Consider the following 13418-nt stretch of genomic DNA (forward strand, 5'->3'; position numbering starts at 1 on the left):
CGAGCGCCGCGTCGGATCGAGCGGCCAGGATGGGCACATGACCACGCCGGAACCGCCCCGCTATCGCGTCAATCCGTCGCCGATCGGCGACATCCTGATCGTCACCACCGGCGAGGGCATCGTCACCCTCCATCCGTTCGACGGCACGCTGCATTCCGAACTGGAGCGCATCGCTCTGCGACTGCGAGCCCTCCCCGTGCCCGAGGACGAGCCCGGCCAGGACGACGGGCCCGACCCGGTGGCCGCGGCGGCCGCCGTGCAACTGGACGAGTACTTCGACGGGACGCGCCGCGAGTTCGACGTGCCCCTGGATTGGCGGCTGGTGCGCGGCTTCACGCGGGCAGCGCTGCAGGCCGTGCGCGAGATCCCGTACGGCGAGACGGCCGGCTACGGCGAGGTGGCGATCGCCGCCGGCTCTCCGCGCGCGGCACGAGCGGTGGGCACCGCGTGCGCGACCACACCGTTCTCGATCGTGGTGCCGGTGCATCGGGTCGTGCGCGCAGACGGCTCGCTCGGCGAGTACGGCGGCCGCCCCGAGATGAAGCAGTACCTCATCGACCTCGAACGGGCGTCGGACGTGTAGGCCGTCCGTCACGCCGGGCGGCCCGGGTGGAGCTGTCCACCCGGGCCGCATTCCTCCGATCGATCGGGATCAGTGGTGCGTGGCCTTCTCGGCGCCGAAGCCGGTCAGCGAGCGCACCTCCATCTCGGCGGCCTTCACCGGGTCCTCGGGTTTACGCGAGGTGACGGTGCCCAGCCAGCCCAGGAAGAACCCGAGCGGGATCGAGACGATGCCGGGGTTGTTCAGCGGCCAGATGGCCGTGCCGACCTTGAAGACACTCGTCTCTGCCCCCCAGAACACCGGCGACAGCACGATGAGGATGATGGCCGCGGCCAGTCCCCCGTACATGCTCCACACCGCGCCGCGGGTGTTGAACCGGCGCCAGAAGAGCGAGTACAGGATCGTGGGCAGGTTCGCCGATGCCGCGACCGCGAAGGCCAGCGCGACGAGGAACGCCACGTTCTGCCCCTGCACGGCGATGCCTCCGAGGATCGCGAGCACGCCGATCACGACCACCGTGCGCCGAGCGACCTTGACCTCGCCGTCGGGCGGCACGTTGCCCTTCTTCACCACGTTGGCGTAGATGTCGTGAGCGAACGACGCCGCAGCGGTGATCGTGAGACCCGCGACCACCGCGAGGATCGTAGCGAACGCCACGGCCGAGATGAAGCCGAGCAACAGCGGACCGCCCAGCGCGAGGGCGAGCAGCGGTGCCGCCGAGTTGACCCCGCCCGGTGCCGCCTTGATGGTCTCGGGGCCGACAAGGGCGCCCGCGCCGTAGCCGAGCACGAGGGTCAGCAGGTAGAAGAGGCCGATCAGCCAGATGGCCCAGACCACCGACCGGCGGGCCTCCTTCGCCGTCGGCACCGTGTAGAAGCGCATCAGCACGTGCGGCAGACCCGCCGTACCCAGTACCAGGGCGATCGCGAGCGAGATGAAGTCCCACGGGTTCGCGCCGTACTGCAGCCCCGGCCCGAGGATGGCATCCTGCGGATCGGAGGTGGACTGGGCGACGGCGCTCTCGAGCAGCGTGTTGAGGTTGAACCCGTTGATGGCGAGCACCCAGATCGTCATGACCAGCGCGCCGCCGATGAGCAGGAACGCCTTCACGATCTGCACCCAGGTCGTGCCCTTCATGCCGCCCACCAGCACGTACACGATCATGAGCACGCCGACGACCGCGACGACCAGCGAGATGCCGATGGCGTCGTCGATGCCCAGCAGCAGCGCGACCAGTCCCCCCGCGCCGGCCATCTGAGCGAGCAGGTAGAAGAAGCACACGGCGAGCGTCGTGATCGCCGCAGCCATCCGCACCGGCCCCTGCTTGAGACGGAACGACAGGACGTCGGCCATCGTGAACTTGCCGGTGTTCCGCATGAGCTCGGCGACCAGCAGCAGTGCCACCAGCCATGCCACGAGGAACCCGATCGAATACAGGAATCCGTCGTACCCGTTGATAGCGATCGCGCCGCAGATACCCAGGAACGACGCCGCCGAGAGGTAATCGCCGGAGATGGCGAAGCCGTTCTGAGGACCGGTGAAGGATCGCCCCGCCGCGTAGTAGTCGGCCGCGGTCTTGTTGTTGCGACTGGCGCGGATGACGATGAACAGCGTGATGGCGACGAAGGCGCCGAAGATCGACATGTTCAGCAGCGGGTTGTTCTCCACCGTGCTCACGCTGCTCTCGATGGCGGTGTGGATGGCTCCGAGAACGTCGTTCATGACAAGCCCTCCTGCTTCTCGAGGTCGGCGCGGATCTCTTCGGCGATCGGGTCGAGCTTGCGGTTCGCGTACCAGACGTAGGCCATCGTGATGGCGAAGGTCGTGACGAACTGGCCGAGCCCGAACAGCAGCCCGACGGTGATGTCGCCCCACACGCGCTGCGACATGAACTCACGCGCGAACGACGAGAGCAGGACGTACGCGAAGTACCAGACGAGGAATGCGATCGCGAGCGGGAACACGAACCCGCGCTGCCGCTTCTTCAGTTCGACGAACCGCGGGGACTCCTCCACCGCGACGTAGTCGATGCCGCCCGGCGGGGCGATATCGGTTCTCGGATCGGACATGTGGCCTCCTTGCCTCATGGTCGGACGCACCTGTGCGCCCTTGGGGGGGAAACGCCCGGGCACCGGCACATGACTGCCCGAACGGCCGATATCCCGAGTGGTATGGTCGACGCTACGAAAACCGGCGAGGATGCCGTCACCCCCGGAAGTAGGTAGTCGTGGGAGCGCCAGATCCCGAAGCGGCGGACGATGCGCTGGCACTTCACCGCGCAGTCACCGACCTGGTGCGGCGCACGCGGTTCCCTGTCGCCTTCGGCGGCCTCGCCCGCGACGGCGCCATTCACGTCACCTCGATCGTGGGTGCCCGCACCCACAGCCTGGAGGGGCTCGTGGTGCAGGAGTCCCGCGGGCTCGGCGGCCGTGCGCTCGTCGAGAAGCGGCCCCGCCTGGCTCTGGACTACCGGTCATCGCGCAGCATCACGCACGACTACGACCGCGCCGTGCTCGGCGAGGGCATCGCGACGCTGTTCGCCGTGCCCGTGCTGGTCGGCGGGCGCGCACGAGGCGTCATCTACTGCGGATCGTGGGCCGAGGCGCCGGTAGGCGACGTCGTCGCACGGCCAGCGTTCGCCGTGGCCGACGCCCTGTCGAGCGAGCTGCGCATCCGCGAAGAGGTCCAGCGGCGCCTGGCCCTCGCACCGAAGTCGCCCGAGGGCGCGACGATCGCGCCCGCCGCCCGGGAGGAGCTGCGTCGCACGTACGCCGAGCTGCGCAGCATCGCCGCCGTCGTCGACGACCCGGCCGTGCGAGAGCGACTCGCTCGGGTCGAACAGCGGCTCGCCGCGCTGTCACAGGACGGTCAGCGCCCCGCCGACCACGTGGACGTCCGGCTGTCGCCGCGCGAGGTCGATGTGCTCTCGTGCGCGGCCCTCGGCGCGACCAACGCCGAGATCGCCGCGACCTTGGAGCTGAAGGAGGGGACGGTCAAGTCCTATCTCCAGTCGGCGATGTCGAAACTGGATGCCTCGACCCGCCACGCGGCGGTGGCCACGGCGCGGCGAGCCGGCCTGCTGCCCTGACGCGGCATTTCGACGAAGACCGATATCGGCGCGGAATTCGCCCTGCCGCTTTTCGCATTTCCACATTCGACACCACCGCGCGACAATTGCACGCTATTGTGCCTTTCATGGCTCGCAGAATCGTGCATCAACTCGTCGACGATATCGACGGAACTCTCCTGGACGCCGGCGAAGGCGAGACCGTCCTGTTCTCCCTGGACGGCGTCGCCTATGAGATCGACCTCACCGACGAGAATGCCGCGGCGTTGCGCAGTGCTCTCGAGCGCTACACCAAGGCCGCGCGCACGGTATCCGGTTCACGCGGCTCGTCGGCGGGATCGGCCGCCGGACGCCGCCGGCGCCGCTCCGGCCAGCAGGATTACGGCGAGATCCGCGACTGGGCGAAGAAGAACGGCTATCAGGTCTCGGACCGTGGCCGGGTTCCGGCATCCGTTCTGGACGCCTACGAAGCCGCGCACTGACGAAAGCCGTCCCGAGCGAATTCACGAGCGATTCGTCGCCGCTTTCACATCGGTGGCGAGGTGCATGAGAATCTCGTCGACTTTCTCTTTCGCGTCTCCGAACAGCATCTGGGCGTTCTCGCGATAGAAGAGCGGATTCTGCACGCCGGCATATCCGGATGCCATCGAGCGCTTGAAGACGATGACATTCCGGGCTTCCCAAACCCGCAGCACCGGCATTCCCGCGATGGGACTGGTCGGATCCTCCGCGGCGGCGGGATTCACGGTGTCGTTCGCGCCGATGACGAGCACGACATCGGCCTGTGACAGGTCGTCGTTGATCTCGTCCATCTCGAGAACGATGTCGTAAGGCAGCTTCGCCTCGGCCAGCAGCACGTTCATATGGCCGGGCAGTCGCCCCGCGACCGGATGGATGCCGAACCGCACGTCGACGCCGCGTTCGCGCAGCTTCTGCACGAGGTCGGCGACGCCGTGCTGGGCCTGCGCGACGGCCATGCCGTACCCGGGGGTGATGACGACGCTCGTCGCGCCCGCGAGCATGTCGGCCGCTGCTTCGGCGTCGATCTCCCTGTGCTCGCCCAGCAGGTCGTCCCCGGACTTGGGGGCCTCGATGCCGAACCCGCCCGCGATGACCGACAGGAACGACCGGTTCATGGCCTTGCACATGATGTAGCTGAGGTAGGCACCTGAGGAGCCGACCAGCGCGCCCGTGACGATGAGCAGGTCGTTGTTGAGCAGGAAGCCCGCCGCCGCGGCAGCCCAGCCGGAGTAGCTGTTGAGCATCGACACCACGACGGGCATGTCGCCGCCCCCGATCGAGGCGACGAGGTGCCACCCGAGCGCGAGCGCCAGCGCCGTCACCAGCACGAGCAGCCACAGCTCCGGGGTGATGACGTACCAGACCGTGAGGGCGAGGAAGGCGACGAGCGCGCCGACGTTGAGGATGTTCTTGCCGGGCAGCATGAGCGGCTTGGACGAGACGCGCGCCGAGAGCTTGAGGAACGCGACGATCGAGCCGGTGAAGGTGACACCGCCGATGAAGACGCCGATGAACACCTCGGCGTGGTGGATGTCGGCAAGCGCCCCCTCGAGCCCTGTCTCGTACAGCGCGCCGTTCCAGCCGACCAGCACCGCGGCCAGACCGACGAAGGAGTGCAGCAGGGCGATGAGCTCGGGCATCCCCGTCATCTCCACGCGCCGTGCACGCCACAGTCCGATCGCGCCGCCGATCAGCACGGCGGCGACGAGCAGCACGAGACCCGTGACCGCCGACGGCTCGCCCCACGCGGAGGCCGCCGTCAGCCAGACGGTGGCGACCAGCGCGATCGTCATGCCGAGGATGCCGTACGTGACGCCGCGACGACTGGTCTCGTGCTTGCTGAGCCCCGCGAGGCTCAGGATGAACAGCAGCGCCGCGACGATGTAGGCAGCGCCCGCGACGGCACCGGCGACGGCGATCATCGGGTCTCCCCCTTCTGGAACATCGCGAGCATGCGGCGGGTGACGGCGAACCCGCCGAAGATGTTGATGCTCGCCACGAGCACCGCGATCGCCGCCAGGATCTGCACCGTGAGATCGGGTGCGGTGATCTGGACCATCGCTCCGACGACGATGATGCCCGAGATCGCGTTCGTGACGCTCATAAGCGGCGTGTGCAGTGCGTGGGCGACCTTGCCGATCACGTAGAAGCCCACGACGATGGCCAGCGTCAGCACGAGGAAGTGCTGTGGCAGCGGTGGCGGCGCGAAGGCGCAGATGAGGAAGAGCGCCGCGATGCCCGTCGCGATGAGCGCCGTCCGCTTCGCCGACGACATCGACTTCTTCACCGGCGTCGGCGCGACGGCCTTGATAGCGGCCGCCGGGGCGGCCGAGACCTGCACCGGTGGCGGGGGCCACGTGACGGCACCGTCACGAACGACCGTGACCGTGCGCTGCACGACGTCGTCGAAGTCGAGGGCGAGCACGCCGTCCTTCGCGGGGGTCAGCAGCTTGAGCAGGTTCACGAGATTGGTCGCGAACAGCTGCGACGCCTGCTGCGGGAGCCGCCCCGGAAGGTCCGTGTAGCCGAGGATCACGACGCCGTTCTCGGTTACCACCCTCTCCCCCGCGACCGATCCCTCGACGTTGCCGCCCTGCCCCGCCGCCATGTCGACGATGACGCTGCCCGGCTTCATGCTGGCGACGTCGGCCGCCGTGATGAGACGAGGTGCCGGCCGCCCTGGGATGAGCGCGGTGGTGATGATGATGTCGACGTCAGCGGCCTGCTCGGAGTAGATCTCGGCTGCGCGCTGGTCGTAAGCCGCGCTCGTGGCCTTGGCGTACCCGTCCGCCGAGACCTCATTCGCCTCGTCTGGCACGACGACCTCGAGATACTCGCCGCCGATCGACGCGACCTGATCGGCCACCTCCGGCCGCGGGTCCGTCGCGCGGACGATCGCGCCAAGGCTCGACGCCGCGCCGATCGCCGCGAGTCCCGCGACTCCGGCGCCCGCGACGAGCACCTTCGCGGGCGGCACCTTGCCCGCCGCCGTCACCTGCCCGGTGAAGAAGCGTCCGAACTCGTGGGCCGCCTCGACCACCGCACGGTAGCCCGCGATGTTCGCCATCGAGCTCAGCACGTCCATCGACTGCGCCCGCGAGATCCTCGGCACCGCATCCAGCGCGATCGCCGTGATCCCGCGCGTGGCGAGCGACTCGACGAGGTCGGGGCGCAGCGCCGGGCTCAGCGTCGCGACGAGGATCGCGCCGTCCGCGAGCCGCTCGATCTCGGCTGGCGTGGGCGCATTCACCTTGAGCACCACCGGCGATGCCCACGCGGTGGCTGCGTCGACCACGGTCGCTCCAGACGCCGCGTAGGCGGCATCCGGAAATGAGGACTCGGCACCCGCACCCGCTTGGACGACGACGTCATAGCCGAGCGCGATGAGCTTCGGGACGGTGGTGGGCGTTGCGGCCACCCGGGTCTCTCCGGGCGCTTCGGCGACGATGCCAATGCGGGTCATGCGTTCCTCGTGATCTGGTGCGGCAGTGTGCGGTGCGGGATCCGACAGGGAAGACGCCTCCACCCTGTCAGACCGGCGCGACATCAGCCGACTGGAACATGGGAATCGTCTCCGAATGGGCGCGCAGCCTTGCGTCCCCGCGCGAATCTCGGAAACGTGGCCGGTCCGGAACCGCAAACGGAAGGAACCAGCATGACTCTCACGCTGACCCAGACCGCCGCCGAGGCCGTCAAGCAGATCGTCGCCCGCGTCCCGCAGGCCGAGGACGGAGGTGTGCGGATCCGCGACACGGGAGCACCTAGCGGCTTCGAGCTGAGCGTCGCACCCGATCCCGAACCGCAGGACACCATCGTCGTCACGGACGGCGCCCGCGTCTTCCTCGACGAGGTCGCGGCCGCTTCGCTCGAGGATCGCATCCTCGATGCCGAGCTCGCCCAGGACGGCTCCGTGCGCTTCGCCCTCGGCAGCCAGGTCTGACCGGGGCCGCATCAGTCAGGGTGGTCTGCACCCTCACCGGAACCCCGGCGCCGCCACGGCGCCGGGGTTTCCGTGTGTGCACCCGTAGAATGGCGGGGCCAGCCTCTGTAGCTCAATGGAAGAGCAGTTCCGTCCTAAGGAAACGGTTGGGGGTTCGAGTCCCTCCAGGGGCACAGTCACTTTTTGCCTCTGACCAGGATTTTCTTCTGTGGTCAGACCACTCAGATTGCGTTTTTGGCCGCTTTTTGGCCGCATTTGAGAAAGCTGTGAGCCGAAACCGACGCAGATTTGATGCCCTTCACGGGGCGTCGTTCGACGTCTCAGAACGACGAAATCGAGCATTTCTGGCGTCCTGTGCCTCGTCGAAAATTGAGCAGTCTGCTCTTCGGCGTTACGTCGGTCGCGCGTAGCGGGTCTGCGGACCTGACGGCAGTGCTACCAGCGGCATCGCATCGTTGAGACGCGTCGCGACGGCATCCAGGTCGTCGTCGAAGAGGTCGGCGTAGGTGTCGAGGGTCATGGCCGCCGACGCGTGCCCCAGCATCCGCTGCACGGCCTTCACGTTGGCGCCGGAGCTGATCGCGAGCGACGCGGCGGTGTGGCGGAGGTCGTGAGGCGTCAGCCGCGGGATCGATGGGTCCACAGCCTGCGCGCGGCGGACCGCGTTCGCGAACCATCCCTGCGCACCTGAGTTGCGCATGTGGTTGACGCCGTCGCCGAAGAGCAGTCCTTCCGGGCCCTTGCCGGCGCAAGCCTGTTCAATCATCGGAGCGAGCCGCTCCGGGTACGGGACAGAGCGCTTCTCGTGCGTCTTGGGCGTGCCGACATGGATCTCGTAGGCGATCATCACCGCGTTCTCCTCGATGACGAAGCGCCGACGCAGTCGATTCACACTCCGCACGCGCAGCGCGGTCGCCTCGCCCCAGCGCAGGCCGGTGTAGGCCAAAGTCAGGACCATTGTCGGATGCGCCGAGCATGCCGCCAACGTCGCCACCTGGTCGTGCGAGAGATAGACGCGGCGCTTGCCGGGTCCGCTCCGAGGGAGATTGCGGATGTGTCGCGCCGGATTGTTCGCAAGGCGACGATCATCGATGGCGACATCGAGGATGCCTGCGAGGACCCCCAGCGCGCGAAGAACAACGGTGCGCGACTTCTGCGTCGCGAGCTCTGACACCCAGTCCTGAACTTCAGACCGCCGGATCGACCAGATCTCCCTGTCAGCCCAGACGGGAGCGACGTGGTTCTTCCACGCCCGCTCGAGCGTCATGTAGTACGAAGGCTTTGACATCGGCGGCTGCTTCGACCGCAGCCAGCTGTCGGCGAACATCCGGACCGGCACCCGCGACGCCACGGGATCGATGTAGTCGCCCTTCGACTTGGACACGGTGACCATGGACAGATAGAGCTTCGCCTCGCGCATCGTCGTGAAGCCGCGCTTCTGCGCCTCGGTGCGATCAGGCTTGCGGTAGCGCACGCGGTAGCGGCGGCCGTTCGCCGTTTCGTACGGGCTGATGGTGCCCATCTCGACCTCCGCTCGTGCCGGCTCGACGGCCAGTATCGGCCAAGTGTCAGACACTCGGGCGGCTTCGTCAATCGTTCTAAGACCGGGTGCAGGGCGATGGTGGCTACTGTCGCAAAATGTTGATGCGGGGGCGAGTCGGTCCTCCGACGCTGAGGGTGTAGCGGCCGGACACGGCTCCGTTCAGAGCTTTCGACGCTTCTTTGCAGCTCCTATATCTCGTAGACCCCGAGTTTTGTGGCGATGGCCGCGTTGAGGTGTCGGTAGATGCTTCGGGCGAGGTAGTGCTCCAGGATGCGTCGGATCTCGCGGTCGGTCTTGCCTTCAGCGAGCCGCCGGTGCCGGGCTCGTGGACCACGCGGACATCGCGATGACGTTCAGCGCTCGGTTGAGCTGCCTGTCTCCGCCGCGGTTCAGTCGGTGCCGCGTGGTGTTGCCGGAGGATGCGGGATGGGACTCACCCCTGCGATTGCAGCGAATGCGGCCTCCTTGGCGACTCGGCCAGGGTGAGACCACGAGACGAGGGTTTCGCTGCCGCGACAGGCCCGATGCCCGTCTTGCTGAGCAGTTCGGCGGCCGCGCTGGCTTCGACGAGCTCGCTGAACGCGTGCCATGTTCTGATCGAGCTCGGCCTCGAGTTCGAGGATCCGTTTTGGCGATGCAAGTCGTCTCGGTCCGAGCGGTCGCGCTCCCTCGCCGCGCTCGAACCGCCATTCCACGACCCGGGCACTGCGCAGCACCCGATCGCTGAGCCAGCGGATTGTCCGAGAGGCTGCGTTGTGAGGGTTCTCCGGACGGCTAGCCGAGACGCGAGAAACCCAGGATGCGCAAACTCAAGAGTGCCACCGACGCGCGAGGCCGTTACTCGGTGATTGCGGCTGCGGGTGCGTGTCGCCTCTAGAGTTTGGATGGTGTGATCCCCGCTTGTCACACACCCAACACGATGGAGTAGCACCCAGTGAACAGCACCACGCACCAGCGCCTCGCCCAGCTCATCTGGAACATCGCGGACGAAGTGCTTCGTGATCTTTACGTACGGGGCAAGTATCGCGACGTGATCCTGCCGATGACGGTGCTCCGCCGGCTCGATAGCGTACTCGCCGAAACCAAACAGAACGTGCTCAGCACAAAGAAGACGCTGGATGCCGCACAGATCGTGAATCAGGATGCGGCGCTGCGCCAGGCCGCCGGACAGGATTTCTATAACACCAGCGCTTTCCTGCTGAAGGATCTCCGCGCGGCGAGCACGCAGACGCAGCTGCGCCAGAACTTCGAGGCATACCTTGATGGCTTCTCGCCGAATGTGCAGGACATCCTCGAGAACTTCGAGTTCCGCAATCAGCTCCCGCGTCTCACCAAAGCTGATGCCCTCGGCACCCTGATCGAGAAGTTCCTCGACCCAACCCTCGACCTGTCGCCTGCGAGCCTCGATAACCACGGCATGGGCACGGTGTTCGAGGAACTCGTGCGCCGCTTCAACGAGGAGAACAACGAGGAGGCGGGCGAACACTGGACGCCGCGGGACGTCGTCAAGCTCATGACCCGCCTCATGTTCGAGCCGATCGCCGACACTATTCCCGACGGCACCTATCTGCTCTACGACGGTGCGATGGGAACGGGCGGAATGCTCACCGTGGCCGAGGACACCCTCGGCGAGCTCACCGAGGGCAAGCAAATCGCCACGCACTTGTACGGGCAGGAGATCAACGCCGAGACGTTCGCGATCGCCAAGGCCGACCTCATTTTGAAGGGGGACGGCCGTGCCGCGGACAACATCAAAGGCGGTCCGGAGTTTTCTACGCTGTCAAACGACGCATTCGCGGACAGGCAGTTCGACTTCATGCTCTCCAACCCGCCGTACGGCAAGTCCTGGAAGACCGACCAAGAACGCATGGGCGGCGCCAACAAGATAACCGATCCGCGTTTCATCGTCGAGCACGATGGCGACCCTGAGTTCAGCCTCGTGACGCGCTCAAGCGACGGGCAGATGCTGTTCCTCGCCAACCTAATCGCGAAAATGAAGAGCGACACGGTCATCGGCAGCCGCATTGCAGAGATCCACAACGGCTCGTCGCTGTTCACTGGCGACGCTGGTCAGGGCGAGTCGAATATCCGCCGCTACGTCTTCGAAAACGACCTCGTGGAAGCGATCGTCGCGCTGCCCCTCAATCTCTTCTACAACACTGGCATAGCGACATACATCTGGGTGCTGAGTAACCGCAAACAAGATCGGCGCAAGGGCAAAGTGCAGCTCATCAATGCGACAAACTGGTTCACGCCGCTGCGCAAGAACCTCGGCAGCAAGAACTGTGAACTTTCCTCAACGAACATCTCGAAGATCATGGATACGTTCCACGCATTCGATGACGCTGATCCCGAGGTCTCGAAGATCTTCGACAACGCCGAGTTCGGTTACTACAAAGTCGCGGTTGATAGGCCGCTTCGGTTGATCGGTGCCGAGCCCGACCGCGTCTATAAGCCCGCCGAGATCAGGGCCATGCGTCAAGTAAGCGAACGCGCGGACGATGCGCCGCCCGTAATCAAGAGATTGCACAAGGTCGGGACTGTCGCGGACCCGCTGCGAGGGCTTTTCGAGGCGGAGGTCGGGGGCAAGGCGAGGGTCGTCGAGTACGAGCGGGATGCAGAGCGGAGTGATTTCGAGCAGGTTTCCCTCACCGAGCCCGCGGGAGAGGGGGAGAATGGCGTCGAGGCATTCCTTCGTCGGGAGGTACTTCCCTACACTCCGGATGCGTGGATGGACGAATCCAAGACAAAGATCGGTTACGAGGTGAGCTTCACTCGCTACTTCTACAAGCCAGCACCCATGCGCCCCCTCGACGAGATTCGCGCCGACATCCGTGCGCTCGAGGCGGAAACGGACGACCTCCTGAGCGAGATCATCGGCTGATGTTTGCAGATCTCAAAGCGCACGCTCTCGCGGAGCATCGGTCTATCGCGTGGATGGGTCCGTTGCCGGTGCATTGGGAGACAGCACGAGGGAGAGTGCTATTCCAGCGTGAAAAACGTGAGCCTCTTCCCGGTGATGGCGTGGTCACATGCTTTCGAGATGGCGTTGTTACATTGCGATCCAAGCGTCGAACTACGGGTTTCACGGAAGCTATCCAAGAGCACGGTTACCAGCGAATTCTGAAGGGCGATCTCGTCATCCATGCGATGGATGCCTTCGCTGGCGCTGTGGGGGTCGCCGATAGTGACGGGAAATCCTCTCCGGTCTACGCCGCATGCACCCCGCGAGGTCCAGCTAATCCGCATTACTACGCGTACGTGGTCCGTGAGATGGCTCGAACGGGCTGGATCGCGGCACTGTCTCGTGGGATCCGTGAACGGTCAACTGACTTTAGATACGAGTCATTCGCCGTACAGGATCTGCCGGTGCCATCCGCGGCCGAGCAGTCCGCCATTGTGAAGTACCTCGGGCACGCCCACACGCGAATCGACCGCGCAATCGCTGCTAAACGCAGACTCATCGTGCTGCTCGAGGAGCAGAAGCAGGCGATCATCCACAGCGCCGTCACCCGTGGCCTCGAGTTGTCAGTGCCGCTCACGGACTCCGGCGTCCCATGGCTCGGCGACATTCCCTCGCATTGGACTGTTCGTAGGGCGGGCGCGCTATTCCGTGAGGTCGTGGAAAAGTCCGTCGCAGGCGACGAGCTCTCGCTCTCGATGAGTCAGAAGCTCGGTCTCGTTCCGTCGGACCAGGTCGAACGCACTCTAAGTTCAGAGTCGATGATCGGAGGAAAGCTCTGCGAACCGAATGATGTCGTGTTGAACCGCCTCAAAGCTCACCTGGGAGTGTTTGCGTTGGCACGGCATTCGGGTGTGGTTAGCCCTGACTACACTGTGCTGCGCCCCACATCGCTTGCTGATCCGCAGTACTTCGAGTACGTCCTGAGGTCCCAGGCTGTGAGAAGGGAGCTTCGGATCCGCGCCAAGGGGATTGTGGAGGGATTCTGGCGTTTGTACACGAACGACTTCTACACGGTCGCACTGCCTGTCCCGCCTATCGCGGAGCAGAGAGCGATTGTCGAGTTTCTATCGGCGAACGAACGAGAAGTGGGCACCTTCGTGCGCCGGATTACGCAGGAGATCGACCTGCTCCGTGAGTTCCGTGCCCGCCTCACGTCCGACGTGGTGACCGGGCAGATTGACGTGCGCATGATCGCGGCATCGCTTCCCGATCTGCCTGGCGACGCGGTCGCCAGTATTGATGATGAGGTTGATGACGAGGAACTGATGGCTCCCGAACCCGAGCTGGCTGGTGCCCGTGATTGACGTCCATAGGAGTAGG

The 13418-nt window shown here is 65.7% G+C and carries 11 protein-coding genes and 1 tRNA gene; 7 read left to right on the forward strand and 5 right to left on the reverse strand.

Translation table 11 applies throughout. The features are described from left to right. Positions 1 to 37 precede the first annotated feature (37 nt). Positions 38 to 583, forward strand: a complete 546-nt coding sequence (locus HF576_RS01230) for a methylated-DNA--[protein]-cysteine S-methyltransferase (RefSeq protein WP_168910969.1) — start codon at positions 38 to 40, stop codon at positions 581 to 583. A gap of 69 nt (positions 584 to 652) precedes the next feature. Here HF576_RS01230 and HF576_RS01235 read toward each other — a convergent pair whose 3' ends face one another. Next, on the reverse strand, positions 653 to 2284 hold the full coding sequence (locus HF576_RS01235) for a solute symporter family protein (protein WP_168910970.1): 1632 nt from the start codon (positions 2282 to 2284) through the stop codon (positions 653 to 655). Beyond that, a complete protein-coding gene (locus HF576_RS01240) occupies positions 2281 to 2631 on the reverse strand; it encodes a DUF485 domain-containing protein (protein ID WP_168910971.1) in 351 nt (116 codons plus the stop codon). Before HF576_RS01240 ends, HF576_RS01235 begins: the two co-directional genes overlap by 4 nt. 158 nt (positions 2632 to 2789) lie before the next feature. Here HF576_RS01240 and HF576_RS01245 point away from each other — a divergent pair, with 158 nt between their 5' ends. Both HF576_RS01245 and HF576_RS01250 read left to right on the forward strand, forming a co-directional pair. After that, positions 2790 to 3650, forward strand: coding sequence for a LuxR C-terminal-related transcriptional regulator (locus HF576_RS01245; RefSeq protein ID WP_168910972.1), 861 nt, complete (start codon positions 2790 to 2792; stop codon positions 3648 to 3650). A 107-nt stretch (positions 3651 to 3757) separates the two neighbouring features. Further along, entirely contained in the window at positions 3758 to 4111 is a 354-nt protein-coding gene (locus HF576_RS01250) for a histone-like nucleoid-structuring protein Lsr2 (protein ID WP_168910973.1), read from the forward strand. A 21-nt stretch (positions 4112 to 4132) separates the two neighbouring features. On the opposite strand, the gene pntB is transcribed toward HF576_RS01250, so the two are convergent. Together pntB and HF576_RS01260 are read right to left on the reverse strand one after the other, a co-directional pair. After that, positions 4133 to 5572, reverse strand: coding sequence for a Re/Si-specific NAD(P)(+) transhydrogenase subunit beta (gene pntB, locus HF576_RS01255; RefSeq protein WP_168910974.1), 1440 nt, complete (start codon positions 5570 to 5572; stop codon positions 4133 to 4135). Next, positions 5569 to 7113, reverse strand: coding sequence for a Re/Si-specific NAD(P)(+) transhydrogenase subunit alpha (locus HF576_RS01260; protein ID WP_168910975.1), 1545 nt, complete (start codon positions 7111 to 7113; stop codon positions 5569 to 5571). Before HF576_RS01260 ends, pntB begins: the two co-directional genes overlap by 4 nt. Positions 7114 to 7305: 192 nt before the next feature. On the opposite strand from HF576_RS01260, the gene HF576_RS01265 reads away from it, so the two are divergent. Next, complete coding sequence (locus HF576_RS01265) at positions 7306 to 7590, forward strand: Fe-S cluster assembly protein HesB (protein ID WP_168910976.1); 285 nt, start codon at positions 7306 to 7308, stop codon at positions 7588 to 7590. Positions 7591 to 7691: 101 nt separating this feature from the next. Next, positions 7692 to 7763, forward strand: a tRNA-Arg gene (locus HF576_RS01270). Between the two features lie 218 nt (positions 7764 to 7981). Here HF576_RS01270 and HF576_RS01275 read toward each other — a convergent pair. Further along, positions 7982 to 9112, reverse strand: coding sequence for a site-specific integrase (locus tag HF576_RS01275; protein ID WP_168912018.1), 1131 nt, complete (start codon positions 9110 to 9112; stop codon positions 7982 to 7984). A gap of 955 nt (positions 9113 to 10067) precedes the next feature. Between HF576_RS01275 and HF576_RS01290 the strand changes: the two genes are divergently transcribed. Together HF576_RS01290 and HF576_RS20095 are read left to right on the forward strand one after the other, a co-directional pair. Beyond that, positions 10068 to 12017, forward strand: a complete 1950-nt coding sequence (locus HF576_RS01290) for an N-6 DNA methylase (RefSeq protein WP_168910978.1) — start codon at positions 10068 to 10070, stop codon at positions 12015 to 12017. Positions 12018 to 12502: 485 nt separating this feature from the next. Next, positions 12503 to 13402: a restriction endonuclease subunit S gene (locus tag HF576_RS20095; protein ID WP_205834612.1), complete on the forward strand. Its 900-nt coding sequence runs from the start codon at positions 12503 to 12505 to the stop codon at positions 13400 to 13402. The last annotated feature ends 16 nt before the right edge of the window (positions 13403 to 13418 follow it).

Origin of the sequence: Microbacterium salsuginis (assembly GCF_012524205.1) — a bacterium.
In the GTDB taxonomy this organism is placed as follows: Bacteria; Actinomycetota; Actinomycetes; order Actinomycetales; family Microbacteriaceae; genus Microbacterium; species Microbacterium salsuginis.